This is a genomic window from Chitinophaga sp. YR627, from assembly GCF_900114995.1.
Classification (GTDB): Bacteria; Bacteroidota; Bacteroidia; order Chitinophagales; family Chitinophagaceae; genus Chitinophaga.
The window spans coordinates 906,023-927,687 of the sequence record NZ_FOUX01000002.1; the positions used below are offsets into that span (position 1 = coordinate 906,023).

Annotated in this window: 15 protein-coding genes and 1 other RNA gene; 8 read left to right on the top strand and 8 right to left on the bottom strand. The window is 44.3% G+C overall.

Translation table 11 applies throughout. The features are described from left to right. Nucleotide 1: 1 nt before the first annotated feature. The 6 genes from BMZ72_RS12230 to BMZ72_RS12255 all read right to left on the bottom strand — a co-directional run bounded on the left by BMZ72_RS12230 (nt 2) and on the right by BMZ72_RS12255 (nt 7,258). On the bottom strand, nt 2-1,597 hold the full coding sequence (locus BMZ72_RS12230) for a type I restriction-modification system subunit M (RefSeq protein ID WP_089808638.1): 1,596 nt from the start codon (nt 1,595-1,597) through the stop codon (nt 2-4). Next, nucleotides 1,597-2,166 carry a restriction endonuclease subunit S gene (locus tag BMZ72_RS12235; protein WP_089808640.1) on the bottom strand — a complete coding sequence of 190 codons (570 nt, stop codon included), beginning with the start codon at nt 2,164-2,166 and terminating at the stop codon, nt 1,597-1,599. The genes BMZ72_RS12230 and BMZ72_RS12235 overlap by 1 nt, the downstream gene beginning before the upstream one ends. A 334-nt stretch (nt 2,167-2,500) precedes the next feature. Further along, nucleotides 2,501-2,874: a transfer-messenger RNA gene (gene ssrA / locus BMZ72_RS12240) on the bottom strand. 183 nt (nt 2,875-3,057) lie between these two features. Then, nucleotides 3,058-4,392: an RIP metalloprotease RseP gene (rseP, locus tag BMZ72_RS12245; protein ID WP_089808641.1), complete on the bottom strand. Its 1,335-nt coding sequence runs from the start codon at nt 4,390-4,392 to the stop codon at nt 3,058-3,060. Nucleotides 4,393-4,487: 95 nt separating this feature from the next. Beyond that, nucleotides 4,488-5,654, bottom strand: coding sequence for a 1-deoxy-D-xylulose-5-phosphate reductoisomerase (locus BMZ72_RS12250; protein WP_089808643.1), 1,167 nt, complete (start codon nt 5,652-5,654; stop codon nt 4,488-4,490). Nucleotides 5,655-5,764: 110 nt separating this feature from the next. Next, nucleotides 5,765-7,258, bottom strand: coding sequence for a GH3 auxin-responsive promoter family protein (locus tag BMZ72_RS12255; RefSeq protein WP_089808645.1), 1,494 nt, complete (start codon nt 7,256-7,258; stop codon nt 5,765-5,767). 312 nt (nt 7,259-7,570) lie between these two features. Here BMZ72_RS12255 and rplU point away from each other — a divergent pair, with 312 nt between their 5' ends. The 6 genes from rplU to BMZ72_RS12285 all read left to right on the top strand — a co-directional run bounded on the left by rplU (nt 7,571) and on the right by BMZ72_RS12285 (nt 11,656). Further along, nucleotides 7,571-7,873, top strand: a complete 303-nt coding sequence (gene rplU, locus BMZ72_RS12260) for a 50S ribosomal protein L21 (RefSeq protein ID WP_012789718.1) — start codon at nt 7,571-7,573, stop codon at nt 7,871-7,873. A gap of 37 nt (nt 7,874-7,910) precedes the next feature. After that, nucleotides 7,911-8,183 (top strand): 50S ribosomal protein L27, encoded by a 273-nt coding sequence (gene rpmA / locus BMZ72_RS12265; RefSeq protein ID WP_012789717.1) that lies wholly within the window; start codon nt 7,911-7,913, stop codon nt 8,181-8,183. 73 nt (nt 8,184-8,256) lie between these two features. Next, nucleotides 8,257-8,715, top strand: a complete 459-nt coding sequence (locus BMZ72_RS12270) for a histone H1-like repetitive region-containing protein (protein WP_089808647.1) — start codon at nt 8,257-8,259, stop codon at nt 8,713-8,715. A gap of 104 nt (nt 8,716-8,819) precedes the next feature. Next, a complete protein-coding gene (locus BMZ72_RS12275) occupies nt 8,820-10,493 on the top strand; it encodes a DNA polymerase/3'-5' exonuclease PolX (protein ID WP_089808649.1) in 1,674 nt (557 codons plus the stop codon). A 34-nt stretch (nt 10,494-10,527) separates the two neighbouring features. Then, nucleotides 10,528-11,148: a DsbA family protein gene (locus BMZ72_RS12280; RefSeq protein ID WP_089808651.1), complete on the top strand. Its 621-nt coding sequence runs from the start codon at nt 10,528-10,530 to the stop codon at nt 11,146-11,148. A gap of 13 nt (nt 11,149-11,161) precedes the next feature. Continuing rightward, nucleotides 11,162-11,656, top strand: a complete 495-nt coding sequence (locus BMZ72_RS12285) for a GNAT family N-acetyltransferase (RefSeq protein WP_089808653.1) — start codon at nt 11,162-11,164, stop codon at nt 11,654-11,656. A 294-nt stretch (nt 11,657-11,950) separates the two neighbouring features. On the opposite strand, the gene BMZ72_RS12290 is transcribed toward BMZ72_RS12285, so the two are convergent. Together BMZ72_RS12290 and BMZ72_RS12295 are read right to left on the bottom strand one after the other, a co-directional pair. Further along, the gene (locus BMZ72_RS12290) at nt 11,951-12,862 is read right to left on the bottom strand and encodes a PorP/SprF family type IX secretion system membrane protein (RefSeq protein ID WP_089808655.1); all 912 of its coding nucleotides are present in this window, start codon (nt 12,860-12,862) and stop codon (nt 11,951-11,953) included. A gap of 2 nt (nt 12,863-12,864) precedes the next feature. Continuing rightward, complete coding sequence (locus tag BMZ72_RS12295) at nt 12,865-18,933, bottom strand: T9SS type B sorting domain-containing protein (protein ID WP_089808657.1); 6,069 nt, start codon at nt 18,931-18,933, stop codon at nt 12,865-12,867. A gap of 487 nt (nt 18,934-19,420) precedes the next feature. Between BMZ72_RS12295 and ahcY the strand changes: the two genes are divergently transcribed. After that, on the top strand, nt 19,421-20,749 hold the full coding sequence (gene ahcY, locus BMZ72_RS12300; RefSeq protein WP_089808659.1) for an adenosylhomocysteinase: 1,329 nt from the start codon (nt 19,421-19,423) through the stop codon (nt 20,747-20,749). 122 nt (nt 20,750-20,871) lie between these two features. After that, on the top strand, nt 20,872-21,609 hold the full coding sequence (locus BMZ72_RS12305; protein ID WP_089808661.1) for a pyridoxine 5'-phosphate synthase: 738 nt from the start codon (nt 20,872-20,874) through the stop codon (nt 21,607-21,609). Nucleotides 21,610-21,665 lie beyond the last annotated feature (56 nt).

Below are 21,665 nucleotides of genomic sequence, written 5' to 3' on the forward strand. Positions count from 1 at the left end.
TTTACAATCCCAGTTCTTTTAAATACTTCGCCATTTCTTTTTCCACAGCAGTAAGCTCGGTTTTAAGCTGTTCTATTTCCTTTTGCGTAGCGGCGATGTCTATCTCAGCTTCCTCCTCGAATGTGTCGACATAACGGGGAATATTGAGGTTGTAATCGTTGACTGCTATTTCTTCCTTCGTAGCGACATAGCAATATCTTTCTTCCACTACACCGGCAGGCAGTTTGCCCTCTGCAAAACGGCGGTAAGTTTGAACAATATCCTCCACGTCCTGCTGACGCAGGCGGTTCTGATTCTTGCCATTCTCAAAACGCTGACTGGCATCTATAAATAACACATCGCTACGTTTACGTCTACCTTTATTGAAGATAAGAATAGCTGCGGGTATGCCTGTGCCGAAGAACAAATTGGCAGGTAGCCCAATCACGGCATCAAGCATATTTTCCTCTATCAATTTCTGACGGATCTTCCCCTCGCTAGCTCCTCTGAAAAGCACACCATGTGGCACCACAACACCTACTCTACCGTGTCCTTCATAAGCCACTTCGATCATATGGCTGATAAAAGCCCAGTCTCCTTTGCTCTTAGGTGGCACTCCTCTCCAAAAGCGCTGGTGAGGATCTGCAGCAGCTTTATAACCACTTTGCGGCTGACCTACATTTGTTTTATCACCTTTCTTTTTATCTTCCTTCTCTGTATCATCAGCCCCCCATTTGTCTAACGAAAAAGGCGGGTTTGCTACCACTACGTCAAACTTCATCAAATGATCCCCTTCTTTAAGCTTAGGATTACGGATGGTATCACCCCAGCGGATCACAGCACTGTCAAAACCATGCAGGAACATATTCTGTACTGCCAGCGCCCAAGTACTTCCGTTTGCTTCCTGTCCATACAGGGATACATTGGAAGAACCTACCTCACGCCCTGCTTTTACAAGCAATGATGCAGAACCGCAGGTAGGATCACAAATACGAGCACCTGGTTCTGCTTTTGTAAGTTTTGCTAACAAAGTAGATACCATACCAGGTGTGTAAAATTCACCCGCTTTTTTGCCAGCATCTGAGGCAAAAGAAGCAATCAGATATTCATATGCATCCCCAATCACATCGTTATGCTCAAGATGAGATGGACTCAGATCCAGTTCACTAAAGTCAATTAACAGATTCTTGAGGCGGGTATTTTTGTCTTTTACATCGCCCAGGTTACTACTATTGAAATCTATATTGCGGAAAATACCCGAACCATCTTCACTAAAGAGTTTCTCTCGGTTAGCTTCTTCAAGGTCATTAAGAGCCGTGTTAATCAGCTCTCCAACATTGTTTGCCGAACGCCGTTCGTATAAGTAATTGAAAGTGCATTGTTCCGGCATAATAAAACGCTCCATTTTCATAGCGCGTTCCGTACGATCTTTATCACCTTTATATTTAGCCAGGTGTTGCTGGTATATATCTTCATGTACATCGCTCACATACTTGAGGAATAACATAGTGAGAATATAATCTTTATATTGACTGGGGTCAATCAATCCACGAAAAGTATCGCAGGCTTTCCATACTATCCGATTAATATCACTAGCACCGATCATTTTTTGTGTCATTATCTATTAGCGGTTTGTAAGAGTTGTTGATGAAAAATTGTTTCATTGAGGTTGTTTATCTGTAAACGTAATTGCATTGCTTGTTGTTGAAGTAAATTTACCTGTACAATACTCTCCTGCTTTTGCAATGAAGGTACAGGTAACTCTAACCGTTCAATCACATCCCGTGTAATGAGTGGCATAGAAGTACCTTTAGATGCTGCTATTAGAATTTTTGTAGTAGCAGGATGGTTCAGATACCATTGAAGGTAAAATGGTGAAATAATGTTAGTGTCCTTAATACGCAATATGGTAAAAACAGAAGAGGCAATAGCAGGAGTATATTGTCCATCATATAGCGCGGCAAAATGATCAGTACCTTTTGTAGCAAGCAATAGATCTCCAATTTCGAGATAGTTTTTATTTAACCTGGTTTCCTCGCGTAACTCAGGTTCAACATGGCTAGCCCACTTTCGTTCCTTGTTCCAATGCCTAAGCTGTAAATAATAAACAGCTCCGCCTTGGGAAATTGAGGTATTTACATAAATACCTCCAAATAAGTCTGCTATATGTCCTATTGATATTTGCATTATCTCGTTGAAATGGATATGAAGGTATGAAAAGTTATTATTTTAATAAAAAAACATTGAGTAATTGAATTACTCAACCATAAACGAGATTAGAGAAAATTGCTAAATCAAGGGTTAATACAAATAAAACATTCATGAAAGGGGGAATTCACCAACGGAATGAAAGTGGTAAATTGAAGTTGCAAAACAAAACATACCATGTCATCCCATGTTGAATTTCCCCAGTTATTTGAACATTGTTCAGGTTTAGATGTGCACAAGTAGACTGTAGTAGTACGGATTTTAGGGGAAAAAGAAAACGGGAACAATACATTTGACTGTACTATTCCCGCTTTAGTGGAGTCGGCGGGAATCGAACCCGCGTCCAAACATATCCGCCGAAAGCTTTCTACATGCTTATTTACGCATTAGTTTGTCGGGACCTTGCCAGGGGCGCAACTAACCAGCCTGGTCCGTATCCGTTTAGTTTCAGTACTCACTCACAGAAACCATGAGTACCTATTCCGCTAAGGTTTTGATTAGGCGGCGGCAGTTCTAGCAGACAGCAACTGCGGCGGCCAAAATGGGTGCGCTAATCGCTGATTAGGCAGCCATGGCGTAGTTAGATTCGCCAATTAAAGGTTGTATATTCAGATTTACGTGCTAATTATACAACGCACGACATGCTTACACTTTCAAAGATCTATGCTGTCAAAACCAGGCGACCCCAGTTTGCTTTCGCAGCTTACAAAGATATGACCATTTTATGAAATTTCAATAAATACTTATACTATAGTTATGCTACGTTAGACCTGCGTTCCCGAACGAAGCATCAACGTACTGTAACTATAGTATAAGTACAAAAAAAGAGGCCCCTAAAGGCCTCTTTCATATAATCAGATGATTATCAGTCTATTTAAAGATACTTCGCCAGATATCCAGTCCATTCGCATATAACAGCAGACCGAACAGGATGATCATACCAACGATCTGTGCATATTCCAGGAATTTCTCGCTTGGTTTACGGCCGGTAATGATCTCGTATAAGAGGAACAGTACGTGACCACCATCCAGCGCCGGAATAGGCAGGATATTCATAAATGCCAGGATGATAGACAACAGCGCTGTCATTTCCCAGAAAGCGATCCAGTCCCAATGAGCAGGGAACAGGTTACCAATGCTGATGAAACCACCCAGTGATTCATTGGCTTTTACCTCTTTGGAAACGAAGATCAGACGCAGCTGCTGTACATATTTCACCAGGGTATTGATACACTTGGAGAAACCGGCAGGGATCGCCTGTAATAAAGTATATTCTCTGGTAGCGAATTTGAAGTCTTTCTCCGGATTAGCCGGCGCCATACCCACTGTACCATTTTCGGTAACGTGTGCGAATAACTGAAGAGTATCGCCATCACGTAAAACCTGGATGGTTGCCGTTTTATTCTTATACTGCTGTAATTCTTTTCTGAACTCATGAAAATAGCTCGCAGGTGCACCGTTTACAGCCAGGGTTCTGTCGCCCTTTCTGAAACCGGCTTTCTCTGCTGCTGATTTTGGCAATACCGTATCCACTACAAATGGAATACGCACATCCATCAGCGTGCCTTTCCGCTTGATCATTTCACGGATAAAACCAGTAGGGATCTTGATGTCAAGAGGTTTGCCATCACGCGATACCTGGATGCTGGTTGCTTCACGCAGGATGATCTCAGCAGGAATAGAACGGAAGTTTTCAACCGGTTCGTTATTCACAGATAATACCATGTCGCCGTCTTTCAGACCAATGCTGCCAGCCAGGGAGTCAACCGCAATACCGTAGGTCAGGTTTTTGGTTGGCAGATAGCTTTCGCCCCAGTGCCACAACATCATTGCATAGATCAGGAAACCGAGTATCAGGTTAACCGTAACGCCGCCGATCATGATGATCAGGCGCTGCCAGGCTGGTTTTGAACGAAATTCCCATGGCTGTGGCGGCTTCGCCATCTGCTCACGGTCCATGCTCTCATCCACCATACCGGATATTTTTACATATCCGCCCAGTGGTAACCAGCCAATACCATATTCTGTATCTCCTTTTTTCTTTTTAAACAACGAAAACCAGGGATCAAAGAACAGATAAAATTTTTCAACCCTTGCTTTAAAAAGCTTGGCGGGGATAAAGTGCCCAAGCTCGTGTAAAACGACCAGTATGGATAGTGACAGTATCAACTGCCCGGCCTTTACCAATATTTCTTGTGTGGTCATGTAGATGAATCTGACAGTAAATATATAATGTAATAGAATCTATGATAGTCCGGCAAATATAGGCGGTTCAACTGCAGTACAGCGTTAATGTAATATTAAATCACTATAGCATTGATCATGGAATTTGCATATTCCCTGGCAGCCTGATCGCTTTCATAATAGTCATGCAAGGTAGGTTTTTCCACAAATGCGATCTTCGCCATCGTCTCCTCTATCACCTCTGTCATTTGCAGGAAACCGATCCTGTTCTTCAGGAAGGCATGTACCACTTCTTCGTTTGCAGCATTCATTACACAGGCAGCATTTCCTCCTTTGTGCATGGCTTCAATAGCAATGGCGAGGTTACGGAAAGTCTTGGTATCAGGCTGTTCGAATGTCAGCGTAGGATTATTCCTGAAAGAGAATTTCGGGAAATCGTTGGCTAATCTTTCCGGAAATCCTAATGCCAGTTGTATCGGCATTTTCATATCTGGTACGCCCAGCTGCGCTTTCAGCGAACCGTCCACAAATTCCACCATAGAGTGAATAATAGACTGCGGATGGATCACTACTTCGATCTTTTCAGGCGGCAGATTGAATAACCAGCGGGCTTCGATCATCTCCAGACCTTTATTCATCAGTGTCGCACAGTCAATGGTGATCTTCGCGCCCATTCTCCAGTTAGGATGCTGTAACGCATGATCTTTTTTCACATTGATCAGGAAATTCGGTTTTTTACCAAGGAAAGGACCACCGGAAGCAGTCAGGATCACTTTATCCACTTTCCGCAGGTCTTCACCTAACAGACACTGAAAAATAGCCGAGTGTTCAGAATCTACGGGTACTATAGGTACATTTCTCTTGTTGGCTGCCGCCATCACAATATCACCTGCCACCACCAGGGTTTCTTTATTAGCCAGGGCGATCGGGGTACCCTGCTCAATGGCAGCCAGTGTTGGCGCCAGACCGGCAAAGCCCATTACAGCCGCCAGCATCATATCAATTGTATTCCAGGCAGCTACTTCCACCATGGCTTTCGCACCTGCAAATACCTTGATACCTTTATCAAATAATGCGTCCTTAACCTTCTCATACTGTGTTTCATCGGCTATTACCACCGCATTCGGACGAAATTTTAAAGCCTGTTCTATCAAAAGGTTGGCATTCTGCCCCCCTGTCAATACTTCCACACTGAACTTGTCAGGATGTGCTTCAATCACCTCCAATGCCTGGATGCCAATAGATCCTGTGGAGCCAAAGATGGCTATGTTCTTCTTACTCATTGCTGCAATAATAAGGGAAATAAGAGAATTAGGAATTAAGAATTAAGGATTAAGAATTATTTGCAGATATCTCCACAAACAATTCTTAATTCTTAATTTTTAATTCTTAATTACATCAAAAACTTACTCAGTTCATCCGCCAGTGTCCTGTCATTACTCAGACGCGGCACCTTGTTCTGCCCGCCCAGTTTACCTACCGACTTCATGTAATCGATGAATCCGTTCTTACGTACCGGTCTGATCTTCAATGGTTGCAGAATGCTGCCGGTTATCAGGTCATTGTAATAAATGTTCTTCTCCTGCATATAGGTATCTACCTTTTTCGCAAAAGCACCCAGATCAGCAGGCTGTTGTTCAAACTCTACAAACCACTCGTGGAAAGGCAACTCTCCATCCGGCGCCACCATCGGCGCCACGGTAAATTCAGTGATCTGCAGATTTTCCTCCTTCGCCGCACGCATCAGACTATACTCCACTTCCTCCCCGATCACATGTTCTCCAAATGCAGAAATGAAATGTTTAATACGTCCTGTTACCAGCAGACGGTATGGGTTAGTGGAAACAAATTTTACCGTATCGCCAATGTTATAAGACCACAAACCGGCATTGGTGCTCACCACCAGCGCATAGTTCACGCCCACCCGCACGTCACGCAGTGATAAACGGGTAGGATTCGCGTCAAATATTTCATTGGCCGGAATGAATTCGTAGAAAATGCCGGAATTGGTGTTCAGCAACAGTCCTTTGTGCTCCTGCGTATCCTGGAAAGCAAAGAAACCTTCAGATGCCGGGAACGTTTCAATCGTGTTGATCGGACGACCAATAGCCGCCATCAGCTTCGCACGGTAAGGTTCGAAGTTCACCCCGCCATATACCAGTACATCCAGATTTTTGAACAACTCCCCGACAGATTTTCCACTTCTTTCGATCAGTCTGTCAAAATACATCTGCATCCATGGTGGAATACCACTGATCAGACGCATGTCCTCATTAATTGTTTCATCAACGATCTTGTCCAGCTTGGTCTCCCAGTCTTCTATACAATTCGTTTCATATGTTGGTAACTGATTCGTACGCAGATAACGTGGCACATGATGATTCACAATACCGCTGAGACGACCGTAAGGAATACCACCTACCCTTTCCAGAATAGGAGAACCGGATAAGAATATGAGTTTACCATCCGCAAATTCTGTCTTCCCGGTTTCTGACATATAGTTCAGCAGCGCATTACGGGCAGTATCTATATGATTGGAGATAGAGTCCTTTGTAATAGGAATATATTTCACACCACTGGTAGTGCCTGAAGTCTTCGCCAGGTAAATCGGCTGTCCTTTCCACAATACATTCTGTTTACCATCCTTTATCTTATTGATATAGGGCTTGAACTGTTCATAATCCCGCACAGGCACCGCCTGTTTGTAATCATTGTAGTTATTGATATTTCCAAAATGATGATCGTTTCCGAACTCAGTCTTCCTGCCTGTTTTAATCAACTCCTCCAGGATCGCTTCCTGGTCTTCTACCGCCCGTTGCATTTCCTTCCTGATCTTGTTGGCAACAATGGAAGCAAATGGTTTGGCAAGCAGTGATTTAAGCTTCATGCCCTTTTATTTTAGGATAAGAGAAAGGACAAATGTATAAAATAAAAATTGTTATAATAGCTCATATTACAAGGGTTTTCAGCGGATTGAGTATTAAGCCGGACAGCAATACTGATAAGGATTCCAGCGAAATCGGCCATATAAGCAAAGATTGTAATTATCTATATTAAAATAAAGTATGTATCTTTGAAAATATAAATTGTATTTCTCAGCGGAATCAGCCTGTTTTCAGGTCTGATGGCAAAAAGCTGAGAAAACTTTGTCAATTAGAAAACAATTCCTAATTTTGCAGGAAATTATTTTTGGATAACTATGTTTGCAGTTGTAAAAATCGCAGGTCAGCAATTCAAAGTACAAAAAGACCAGGAAATCTTTGTACAACAGTTGCAGGGAAATATTGGAGATAAAGTGCAGTTCTCTGAAGTGTTGTTAGTAGATAATGGTGGTAAGCCGACCGTAGGTACTGATGTAAAATCAGTGGTAAAAGCAGAGATCCTGAGCCATGTTCAGGGTGATAAGGTAATTGCTTTCAAAATGAAACGCAGAAAAGGTTTCAGAAAGAAAGTTGGTCACCGTACACACTTTACAAAGATCCGGATCAACGAGATTGCTTAATTTTTATTTGATAAAGTTCTAAAATCGTACATAAGAAATGGCACATAAAAAAGGTGAAGGTAGCGTTAAGAACGGCCGTGATTCCCAAAGCAAAAGGCTGGGAGTAAAAATTTTTGGTGGTCAGGCAGCCGTATCTGGTAACATCATTGTTCGCCAGCGTGGTACCGTTTATCACCCAGGAGCTAACGTAGGAATTGGTAGAGATTTTACCATTTTCGCAGTTGCAGATGGCGTTGTTGAGTTCAGAAAAGGACGTGAAAACAGAACCATCGTTTCCGTAAAGTCAATTGACACCACTGCTCAGGCGTAAGTCTGGAACAGTGTTTGCCATAAAGTTTTTTCTAATACCCAATTTTAATTACTAACCCAAAATTCAAAAAACAATGGCAACAATTAAAAAAGCGGCTAAGAAAGCTGCTCCTAAAAAGGCTGCGGCTAAGAAAGCTGCTCCTAAAAAAGCTGCTGCTAAGAAAGCTGCTCCTAAAAAAGCTGCTGCTAAGAAAGCCGCTCCTAAAAAAGCTGCTGCTAAGAAAGCCGCTCCTAAAAAAGCTGCTGCTAAGAAAGCCGCTCCTAAAAAAGCTGCTGCTAAGAAAGCTGCTCCTAAAAAGGCTGCTGCTAAGAAAGCTGCTCCTAAAAAGGCTGCTGCTAAGAAAGCTGCTCCTAAAAAAGCCGCTGCTAAGAAAGCTGCTCCTAAGAAAGCTGCTGCTAAGAAAGCCGCTCCTAAGAAAGCTGCTGCTAAGAAAGCTGCTCCTAAGAAGAAAGCTGCTACAAGAAAAAAAGCTGCTAAACCAGCTGATAATTCAAACTCAACTCCAGCGACTACCATCGCTCCAGAGTTGTAAGCTCGACTTTACAAACTGTAAAATAAAAGGTCCTGGCTACCGCCAGGATCTTTTTTTATTTATATATACCCCACCCTCAGTAAATTCGCATTTCAATTCTACTTATGCTCGATAATTACACTATTGCCGATAACTTCTCCCTCATCTCCAAACTCATGGACATACAGGGAGATAATAGTTTTAAAGCTAAATCTTTCGCCAGCGCCGCATTTACTGTGGAGAAACTCCCCATACAACTGCAGGTAACGCCACCGGAAGAAATCGCTAAGATCAAAGGCATCGGTGACTCCATCAGCAAAGCTATTCAGGAAATGCTGCAAACCGGCAAATTCGCCGCGCTCGAAGCATACCTCCAGAAAACACCTCCGGGCATCCTGGAGATGATGAAAATAAAAGGCCTCGGCCCTAAAAAAATAGCGACCATCTGGAAAGAACTCGAAGCAGAAAGCCTCGGAGAACTGCTATACGCCTGTAACGAAAACCGACTGACCTTACTCAAAGGCTTCGGACAAAAAACACAGGACGCCGTTAAACAAAGCATCGAATTCTACTTCAGCAACCAGGGCCGCTATCTCTATGCACAGGCAGAAGCACTCGCGCTTTCTCTTGAAAAAGAATTCAGCCAACTGCTGGCGCCTGCCGCCGTCTCATTGACCGGACAGTTCCGCCGCAATGAAAACATTATCGATGAAATAGAATTCGTCGCCGCACTCCCTATTCCCCTACTGGAAGAAAAATTGTCCGCATTGCCAACACTGACCGCTCCCGCCAATACAGGAGAAGCAATCGTATGGCAACATGAACAACATATAAGAATCAAAATCTACCCTGCCTCCGCAGAAGATTTTAATAAAGTATTATTCACCACTACCGCATCTGTATCCTTCCTGGAGCATTTCAAGGCATCGCTTGACCTGAACAGCATCCCCGCCAATGCAACAGAAGAAGCGATCTTCACACAGGCAGGAATGGATTATATTGAGCCTTGTCTGCGTAACGGCGGACTCGCCATCGATCTCGCCAAAAAGAAACAACTGCCGGTACTGATCACACACAAAGACATCAAAGGCATCATTCATAGTCACAGTACCTGGAGCGACGGAGAACATACCCTGCTGCAAATGGCCACCACTGCAAAAGAACAGGGCTTTGAATACCTGGTCATCAGTGATCACTCCCGCTCCGCCTTCTATGCAAATGGTCTCAGTATCGAACGTATACAGGCACAACACGCAGAGATCGATGCACTCAATAAACAACTTGCTCCATTCCGCATTTTCAAAAGTGTAGAAGCTGATATCCTCAACGATGGCAGCCTCGATTACCCGGATGAAATACTCGCCTCATTCGATCTCGTCATTGCATCCGTACACTCCAATCTCAAAATGAGTGAAGAGAAAGCAATGGCGCGACTCCTGAAAGCAATAGAAAATCCTTACACGACCATACTCGGTCATATGACCGGCCGTCTCCTGCTCAGCCGTAACGGTTATCCTGTCAACCATCAGCAGATCATCGATGCCTGCGCTACACACAATGTGGTAATTGAGATCAATGCACACCCACGTCGGCTGGATATCGACTGGGAATGGATTCCATACGCACTGGAGAAAAATGTTTTGTTGTCCATCGATCCGGATGCACACAGCACAGATGGTTTCCATGATATTTATTACGGTACGCTCGCTGCAAGAAAAGGCGGACTCACCGCTGCACATAACCTGAGCAGCTTCAGCGCCGCCGAACTGGAAACATTCATCAGCAAAAAGAAAAAATAGCACAACAGCGCCAACTAAAAACGAGAGCACAATCATGAAACTGATCTATATATACGACGCATTATGCGGCTGGTGTTATGGATTTACACCTGTTATCGAACAACTGCAACAACGACTGGGAGCAGAAGTAGAAGTACTCTCCGGTGGTATGATGCTTAGCTCCAACCACAGACCAGCTTCCGCTATGTATAACTACATAAAGGAAGCACACAAACAGGTAGAAGCAGCTACAGGTGTACAATTCGGACAGGCATTCCTTGAAGGGTACCTCCGCACGGACGATATGATGGATTCAGAAAAACCAGGTATTGCGCTCACTATTTTCAAACAATACCTGCCACAAAAAGCACTGTCTTTTGCACACGATATGCAACTCGCACTCAACTATGAAGGCAAAAGCCTGAATGAAGAGGCAACCTATCGCGAACTGATCGCAAAATATCAGTTACCGGTAGAAGAGTTTCTGGAAAAAATGAAAGATGATGCCAACAGATATGATACCATCCAGGAGTTCAACCAGGTTGAACAATGGGGTATTACAGGATTCCCGGCTGCTATCTTCGACGATGGAACGCAATATTATCTTATCGCAAAAGGATACACTCCGCTGGAGAGCCTGCTGGAAGTGATAAAAAAAATTATACGCGGAAATTAAGGAACTGAACATCATGTTTAAAATAGAAGTAGCAAACGTAAACGATATACCCGTTATTCAGCAGCTAAGAGACGAGATCTGGCGGCCGACATATAAAGATCTGCTGACTCCTGAACAGATAGAATACATGCTGGACATGATGTACAGCACAGCTGCACTGACCAGTCAGATAACAGAGAAAGCGCACAGATTCCTCCTGCTGTATGACGACCAGCGTCCTATCGGATTTGCATCTTACAGTACCACCGATGAAGCAGGCGTTTTCAAATTGCAGAAAATATATCTGCATAGCGATTACCAGGGAAAAGGTGTAGGAAAACTACTGTTGGATAATGTGGTCGAAAGAGTACAGGCAGAGAATGGCAACACACTCGAACTGGATGTGAAAAGAGATAATAAAGCCAGATTCTTTTATGAGAAACAGGGTTTCACCATTCTCAAAGAGAAAGACACCGATATCGGTAATGGCTACTGGATGCTTGATTACGTAATGAGAAGACCGCTATAAAAAAATCCAGCCTGGTAAAAATACCAGGCTGTTTCCCAAGTTAACCATTAAAAGACACAACTTTTCTAATTAAAATTCTTTAGGTGTATCCGGAAAAGAGTTTTTCCTTCTTCACCTGTCTATAAATACTTACGATAAATGTTTAAACACGGATTTTAAGATTTTCTTTTTTTTGAAAAAAATACGATCCTGTTTGTCATTCATTATCAATGAGATATAACGATAAAAAAAATCCCGCATAGAAAATGCGGGAAATTGATAAATCAGTATGTGTTTTCGGTAATATTAACTTAACTAGAATACGCGTGGGATGATCTCATGATCAACACTCCATCCGAACCGAAAGTTCAACATCAGCTCATGAGATACCGATTGTGCCCCTTTCAGATTGGATGACATTGGCGTATCGTATGAATAACCTATCTGGAACTTCTCTCCCAGTCTCGCCTGCACTAATCCTGTTACCGTCTTCTCTGAACGCCAGGAAACACCCAACCAGATCACTTCTTTCAATAATACGCTCGTATTGATATCGTACTGTAAACCACTTCCCTGAGCCTGTCTCAACAATATCGATGGTTTTACAAGCAGATCATCATTTACTCTTGCAGCATATGCTGCCTGTAAATACATGTGTGAAATTGCCTTCACTTTATTTACACTGTTGCCCAGATCAAAGCTTTTAAAAGCCGGCGCAGATAAACCGAGATAAAAGTTTTCAGAGAATAATGCGAAACCGAAACCAACCTGTGTTTTCCAGTAGGCCAGATTCGTCGCAAAAGATGGATCTGTGGTTGTCAGCTGACTGTTATTCTCTTTATACTGTGACATACCAGCCTGTAATCCCAATGCCAGCTTCACTGTTTCACTCAGATTCACACTCTGTGCTGCCAGCACATTATAATCAGTACGTGATTGCACAGTAATTGATTCCTTCATTGCAGAGAAACCAAGATGGGTTCCCCTGTCATTCAGCGGTGAATAGAAACTCATGGTCGCCGTTTTTGGCGCGCCATCCACTCCTACCCATTGATTACGTCCCACTACGTTCAGACTCGCTGATTCGTCTGTACCTGCATAAGCCGGATTGATTACAATTCCGTTCAACATGTACTGTGAGTAGATAGGGCTCTGCTGCGCCTTTACCGGTACATAACAGGCAGCAGCCATCAGCAGACCCAAAAGGAATTTCTTGTTAGCAATCATCGCTATCGTTTTATTACAATGAACCCTGTGTAACGATCTTTGTTACCACTTGCATCTTTCGTATGAATAATAAAGAAGTAAGAACCATCCGGAACATCCTGGCCCTTGGTCGCGCCAACATTTCCTTTACCGTTAAAGTTGTTCGTCTGGTTATGATAATTCTTCGTCGTAAATACAGTACCACCCCAGCGGTTGAATATTGTTACTTCGTTATCAGGATACTTGTCAATGTTCTCGATCTCCAGTGTTTCGTTACCCAGTCCGTCATTGTTAGGCGACATCGCCGGATGTACACGTAATGCACCCTTATTGTCATCTCTCCATCTGCCGTCTGTAATGAAACGCTCTACATAATCAGGTACACCGTCACCATCCACATCACAATCCATACAGATCTTAATCAGACCACTCGCTGTCATGATAGAATCAATCGCAGGTACGTTCTGGTTAGATGCTACAGTCGCTCTCAGCAAACGCATACCGAAGATCTTGTCTTTCTCCACACTGTTCACCGGTACCGGGATGTCGATCATTGTCTGACCAGGCAGCAGTAATATCGGGAAGATAGTAGGATCGTAATCTTTCGGTGCAACTGCCAGCAATGTATTAGCAGGGATCTCCGTCGGTGCCGGTGTATAGAATTCGTAATACACAGTTACAAGACGGGAGCTTGCACGGTTAAATCGAACGGTAAATGGTAATGGTTGTCCGATCGTATCAAAAGCTACTTTCACTGAATACTGACTTTCTGTAAAGGTCAGTTTCATAGAATCATTATCACTTACGCTATTCGATACTTCGCTTGCTAAACCTGTGTAGTAAGCCGGATTGCCACTGTTCAGATCAAAATCTCTCACCGCAGCTTTCACCCATCCATCATCATCATTCAGCTCGTTCTCATTTACTTTCACTTTAAAGCTCTGCTCTTTCGCGCCTTTCGGAACTACTACAGTCACCGCTCTTCCATTGACAGTACCACCGGAAAGTGTCAGCGTACGATAGATGTCGTTCGTGATATCTACAGTGACCGGAATATCTACAGTAATAGCACGGCTCAGTCTCACAAAGAATTCTACTTCATCTCCTTCTCTCAGCTGACTGGTTGCTGCAAACAGATTCACTGTCGGCGTATCGATATTGTGGTTATAGATGATCAGTGTCGCAACAGGATTGTCCACAAAGTTCCAGTTCACATTAGGCAATGCAGCTGATGCATCCATCAATGTTGCCTGTACTGTTAAATCAGGTCCTGCATAGGTGATACCAGCCGGATTCACATTCACCATTACTTCACTCTGTCCTTTAGGGATGATCGCATAACCCGGCAGGATAGCATAGTCAGTACCAGCAGTCGCTGTACCCGCCAGACTATACACCACTTTCACATTGTCAAAAGCAGTCAGTGTAGGGTCATTGAAACGAATCTTGAATGCACCTGCTGTAGCTGGTTGTGTTGCATCAGCGATACGCTCGATCAACAGTTTACGTGCATCTGCTTTCGGACCGGTAGTAGCATTTTCATCATCTGTTACCAGTATTTCAGCAGGCCCGATATCAACTGTCAGGTTCAGCGGATTACCACCATTTGTAGCCACCGCACTGGTCAATGTCACTTTTAATGTCTCGTCACCCTGCAGGATCAGATCATCTTTGATACGTACCGGTACTGTGATTTGAGTCGAACCGGCAGGGATGATCACTGCTGATGGAAGTGGTTCGATATTGGTACCGTTATAATCTACCCTGAAACTTACTGTTACATCTGAAGTAGCAGCAACCGGCATCTTAATGATAAAGGCACCATCTTTTGCAGGTTCAGCAGCATCGCTTACTTTTTCTACTGACAATGCCTGACCAGCGATCTCCAGGATCTGTAATGGCGGCACCGGCAGCACCGTATAACCTGTTGCACTTGCAGCAAACTGTAATGTTTTGTTGCCTTCCACTACATGATTATCCGGTACACTCAGGAAGAATGTAACCTTGTTGCTGTCCTTCGGTAAATTAACGACCGTCGGCAAACCTACATAATTAGTGATATCAGCAGTAGAAGATGGATCAGGTGTTATATTGATAGTGATCGGCAGTTCCGAAGTAACCAGCGGATCAGCAAAACCTACCGTCACCCTGGTCGATCCTAAACCCTTGTGTATACCACTGGAATCAAATGTGATCTTCAACGCTGCGATAGAAGGATCAGATGCAGTCGCATCATCTATATACAGGTCAAAGCTATCCACCAGGATCATCGGCAATAAGGTCACTGCGCCGCTGAATCTTACCAGCTCAGGATTTTCAATTATTTTATCCGTCAGCGCAACGATATCGAAATCAGCATGATTCACACCCGGATTCATGGTGAAGGTCGTTGGCAGACCGGTATAATCAGCGCCCGTAGCTACAGAAGCTGGTGTAGCAGCAACCTGTACGAACAATGATTTAGCAGCAGTTACTCCCGGAGGGAAACTTGCACGAACAGTAAATGTATTGCCTTCTTTCACACGGTTACCCTGACTTACAGGTTCTGGTGTGAAGTGAATTTTAGTATTCGCAGGATCATTGATGGTAACATCGATGATGTTAAAGGTGATAGAATCTGCCGGATAACCCTCTGTTTCAACTACCACTACCAGCTGATCATCATCTGCCAGTATGTTATCAGAACTTGCAGCTACCGGTACCGGAATGGTTACAGCGTTACCGCTCAGTGTGATCGTCTGTGGTACGCCAGTAAAACCTGATGTAGCCGGAGAACTCAATCCTCTTGTTATCTTCACCGTCAGCGGTGTGGATGGAACAGCACCCAAAGGCATGGTCACCGTGATGAAAGCACCAGCACCTCCCTCTATCAGGTCCGTTCTGTCAACGGTCACCTTCGGAGCAGACATCTGTGTTTTATCTTTTATGATCACTGAAGCGGGTACTACCTGCACACCACTCAGTGCGGTTGCAGCGGTACCACCCATTACCATGATCTCATCACCTTCTATTACCAGGTCTGAATTGATCGTAACACCGGTTGATACTGTACTGCCTCCATTATCAATGGTCAGCTGTGTGCTGTCCAGGAGATAATCGTCAGCGATAGTAGTTGAACCTGTCATCAGCGCCGGCGTAATGATAATTGGTATTTCAGTTGTATAACCTGCTGGCAGACTATAAGTAAAGCTATATCCGGAACCACCTTCATCCATTTCTGCATGACTGGCAGTAACCGTGATCTTTTTATTGTTTGGATCATCACCGGTAGCATCCAGTACGGTGCCGCTGAAACCTGTAACGGTCAGTCCGGGAATAGTAGTCGCCACACCTGTCACTTTCACCGCTTCATCTAATTCCAGGATCTTATCAGCAGTGGCTGCGAATGCATCAGCTACTGTATAGGTGCTCAGTCCTGCTGGTAATGTGATCGTCGCAGGAATAGCGTAATCTGTTGTTGCAGCTGCAGAACTGGCATCGTGAGACAGCGTGATGGAGATAGGCTCCTCGGCAGTCAGTGTGCTGTTTACGAAACTGATTTTGATACCGGTAGTGTTACCTTCTTTCAGATCTGGTGTTACCAGTTCGATCTTCATGTCTTTGTTACCTGGTATCTCACCGGTTACATCCTGAATAGTGATCAGGGAAGAATCCACAGTGAATCCACCTGGTGTGGTAACAATCCAGAGACTTTCATCTGATTCCAGTACATTATCCGTTTTCGCTTTCACATTGGCAGGGAAAGTCACAGAGTTCTTACCTGCTTTAATAACTAAGTTGGTAGGTAACGGACTTTCCAGATCAAGGTCAGTTGCTTTTGAACTGAGACCTCTTGAAATAGTTACCGGTACATCATATAAAGAGGTGATATCATCAGGGAAAGCAATGGTAACAGCTGCACCAGCGTCTCCTTCTTTAATCGTATTTGGTGTAGCGGTCACGATCAGTTTCAGACTGCTGTCCGCATCCACATCTTTAATAGTAATAGCAGGGCCTACATAATTATATACACGACCAGCACCTACATCATCGATCGCCAGCATCAGCAGGTCGAAATGTTCAGGTACCGGACCTTCCATTATTTTATCCGGGAATACATAGAAAGGAATCCTTGTTTCCGTAGTACCCGGTGTAATTTTGAACTCAAGACCGGAATAGTAGTTCAGATCGAAATCCACCTGGTCTTCTGCTGTTGCATTGTCCCAGTCCACATACACATCCAGCATATTGATCGTTACCTCCGAAGTAACACCCGGCGGCAGGTGCAGGGAGAGATAACCATTATATCCTTCAGGGACCGGTCTTGGTGCATCCGGAGATACGCAGTCGGCCATGATCTGTGAATAATTCGGATTGAGGAAAGTACTATCCTTGATCTGAATATCTTTCTGGCTGGCAACACCAATACCTAAGATCGTACCCTGGAATCGCAGAGACAGGTTTTCGGTGTTTTCCAGTACTTTATCTGATTTTGCGCTGAAGTTAAAGATCGCGGTACCTGTCTGGTTAGCAGGGATCACGATATTCGGCGGTACAATGTAGTCAGTATCACCGGCAGTAGATGTAGCTACACGGGAGAAACTGATGACGATATCTTCCGGACAGGTAATACCGATCGGCAGCGTAATTCTCGCTTTGGAGGTGTTACCCTCATACAGCGAGGTACTGTCAATATTCATGGTGAGCGTTCTTGGCTCATCATCCACGATGGTATAATCCACTTCTGAAGTACCGGAAATGCTTAACAGGGAAGTACAGGTGCTTACGAGTTTCAGACGCAAGGTACGGCTGTACTGCAGCTGATCGTTTCCTATAACATGCAGGTTAGGGATAGTGACTGTCTTAGGGGTGGTATAGTCGCCGGCAGGCACCAGGAATGCTTCCTGTGTGAGTGTAAAGTCAGTGCCCGGAGCAGCAGGATGTGCATAGTTAGATGCATAGGCTGCATCATATTTCACCAGTACATAGGCGGGCGCATTCAGCTTACCACCTGATACGGTCAGGGTCAGACCCTGTGCAGCCTGTTCGCCATCAACGGTATTACCCTCATTACCGGACAATGTACCGTTGGAGAATTTAATGCTCACAGCAGCAAATCCGGGAACAGGGATCGTATCGATCATCGCCTTTACGGTATCGAACTCCGTCATGGTCGTACCATAACCGGAAAGGAGACGGTAAGTTTTAAAGTTCATCGGATCGGGATCCAGTGAACCATCACGGAAGATAGCACCCAGCGATTTCATGATACCCATGGAACGGCCGTTACCATCTATACCATCAGCAACGGTATTATAAGGGAAAGAACCAGCGTCATTTATATAAAAGCGGTGACCCGGCAGGGAAACCTCCCAGGAGTCGAATTTACGCAGTGCACGGTATACGTGGCTGCGTGGCGCCTCCGGCGTTGTAGCACAACTGGCATCACGGTATACGCCGACGGTTGTTCCGGCAGCGTTCATAAATCCATACGCACAAGGGCTGGCCGCATCAGGATCATCTCCCGCGGCAGCACCCATTACGACCTGTTCTGACTGATACAGCATGGCCTTGGTAAAACCACTGACCTGCGGCATATGCAGTACATAGTCCATAAAGAAGTAGTTGGTACTCTTCACGTAGGAAACAATGATGGTAACCGTACCGGTTTGTCCGGTAGGATAGTTCTTATACCTGTCTACGATAGTACCTACAATGTGTACCTTATAAGGGTCCCAGTATTCACCGGTTCCGGATACAGGAGAGATATAGCAGACAGTCGGACTTTTCAGATTAGCACTGGCCAGATAGCCGCTATTCTTAAAATCTAAAAAAGCCCTCATACCCTGAGAGCTGTCTGTTCTGATATAACTTTCGAGTAAACCTTTGCGGGTGACCTTAATACCACCGTCACTGAGGATCTCGATCTTCAGGTCATTGAATGCCGGTGTACCTCCGGTGGGGTTGATCACAGCTTTAACAGTCTGTGCATTTACCTCACTGCAGATAAACAGTAATAAAAATAATGGCAGCACTATCCTGCAAAGGGCATTCTGCGCTTTACTTAACGCAGCCGCAATGCTACGTCGCATAGGATCGGGAAGCTTCAACATAGTACGTGTTCAGTTGTATAATCCATCAAATACTTAATAGGTCATTGTTCAATAAAGATGGCTATCCTGGACACAGGTGATGCGCGCCAGATTTTTTGGCAGTTCATCAAACAATTCACAATCAGGTCCTCCCCCAGGAACCACCTCGTATTATCTGATAAAATAAAAGACAATACATATATATTAAATACAAACATATTTGATTTTTGATACTTACACAAACTTATTTATGTGTTTTGTGAATATATCAGGGTTAGAAATGTGGATAAGTAACCATAAGTATTAATGGTCAGCTTTTTGCAAATCCACATTTTCGGTGGAAAAACTATTATTTTTTTGTTTAATAAGAGTGGCAACATCTAATTGATGTCCGGGGGAGATAAAACAGGGTCTAAAAGTACAAGTGTTCTGTTCAAAGGAAAAAAAAAGAACAAATGCATAGTTTAAACCCATAAAATAACACTAGATTTGCACAAAACAAGAATAAATGTCTACAGTAGCAAACTCTAACATCGACTTTAACCTTGCCTACAAGGTAAAAGATATGTCTCTGGCTGAATGGGGACGTAAGGAAATTGAACTTGCAGAAGCCGAGATGCCCGGTCTGATGTCTTTAAGAGAAGAATACGGTAACACCAGGCCTTTACAGGGTGCGCGTATTGCCGGTTGTCTGCACATGACTATCCAGACAGCTGTACTGATCGAAACCCTGGTACACCTGGGTGCTGAAGTACGCTGGAGCTCCTGCAATATCTTCTCTACCCAGGACCACGCTGCTGCTGCTGTTGCTGCTGCAGGTGTACCTGTATTTGCCTGGAAAGGTCTGAACGAGCAGGACTTTGACTGGTGTATTGAACAGACCCTGTTCTTCGGCAGCCCTGACCGTCCGCTGAACATGATCCTGGACGACGGTGGTGACCTGACCAACATGGTATTCGATAAATACACTGAGCTGATCCAGCACATAAAAGGTCTGAGTGAAGAAACCACTACCGGTGTTCACCGCCTGTACGAGCGTATGGAGAAAGGTACCCTGCCTATCCCTGCGATCAACATCAACGACTCTGTTACCAAATCTAAATTTGATAACAAATACGGTTGCCGCGAATCCTGCGTAGATGCGATCCGTCGTGCTACTGACGTGATGATTGCTGGTAAAGTTGCCGTAGTTGCCGGTTTCGGTGACGTAGGTAAAGGTTCTGCTGAATCCCTGAGAGGTGCAGGCGCCCGTGTGATCGTTACTGAAATTGACCCGATCTGTGCACTGCAGGCCGCAATGGAAGGTTACGAAGTGAAAAAGATGAACGACGCTGTTAAAGAAGCTGATATCATCGTTACCACTACAGGTTGCCGCGACATCATCACTGGTGAGCACTTCAAACTGATGAAAGATAAATGTATCGTATCTAATATCGGTCACTTCGATATCGAAATCGATGTTGCATGGCTGAACAAAAACTACGGTAATACCAAAGTTGAAATCAAACCACAGGTAGATAAATACACTATCGATGGTAAAGATATCATCCTGCTGGCTGAAGGCCGCCTGGTTAACCTGGGTTGTGCTACCGGTCACCCATCTTTCGTGATGAGTAACTCCTTCACCAACCAGGTACTGGCTCAGCTGGAACTGTGGCTGCACGCAAACAACTACGAAAACAAAGTATACGTTCTGCCTAAGCACCTGGATGAGAAAGTTGCCCGTCTGCACCTGAAGAAGATCGGTGTAGAACTGGATATCCTGACTCCAACACAGTCTTCTTACCTGAACATCCCTGTTGAAGGTCCATTCAAACCAGATTACTACAGATATTAATCTGATTAATCATTATATTAGCAATAGCCCGTAGCTGAACAGTTATGGGCTATTGCTTTTTAGTTGTATAACCCATTATCTGTCACGATGGAGTATCCACGTAATTCCACTAATTTTGCACTATGACCAAGCTAAGCGTAAACATCAACAAATTTGCTACTCTCCGCAATGCGCGGGGTGGCAATATGCCGGATATTCTGAAAGTGGCGCAGGATTGTGAGCGTTTCGGCGCAGACGGTATCACCGTACATCCAAGACCGGATGAAAGACATATCCGCTACCAGGATGTGATCGACCTGAAACCTTTAGTAACAACAGAATTCAATATCGAAGGTTACCCTTCCAAAGAATTCATGGATCTCGTACTGTCCGTGAAACCACATCAGGCTACCCTCGTGCCCGATCCACCGGATGCCATTACTTCCAATACCGGCTGGGATACCATTCAGCACCAGTCCTTCCTCCGTGAAGTGATCGGTACACTAAAAGCTGCCGGTATCCGTGTTTCTATCTTCCTCAATGCAGAAGCAGATAAAGTAGAAGCAGCCAAAACTGCCGGTGCTGACCGTATAGAACTCTATACCGGCCCATATGCAGAAGAGTATGAACGTGCCCGTACACAGCCACAGAACCTCCAGTTATTCAATGCCTATAAGGACACTGCCCGCGCAGCTACCGCCATTGGCCTGGAACTGAATGCCGGACATGATCTGAACCTCGATAACCTGCGCTTCTTCAAACTGCATATCCCGCAGTTAAAAGAAGTATCTATCGGACATGCGCTGGTATGTGATGCGCTGTATTATGGTCTGGAAAATACCATCCAGTTGTACAAAAGACAACTCACAGAAGTTGAATAGCCAACATAACGATATGCATAAAAAAGGGATGACAGCAGCTGTCATCCCTTTTTCGT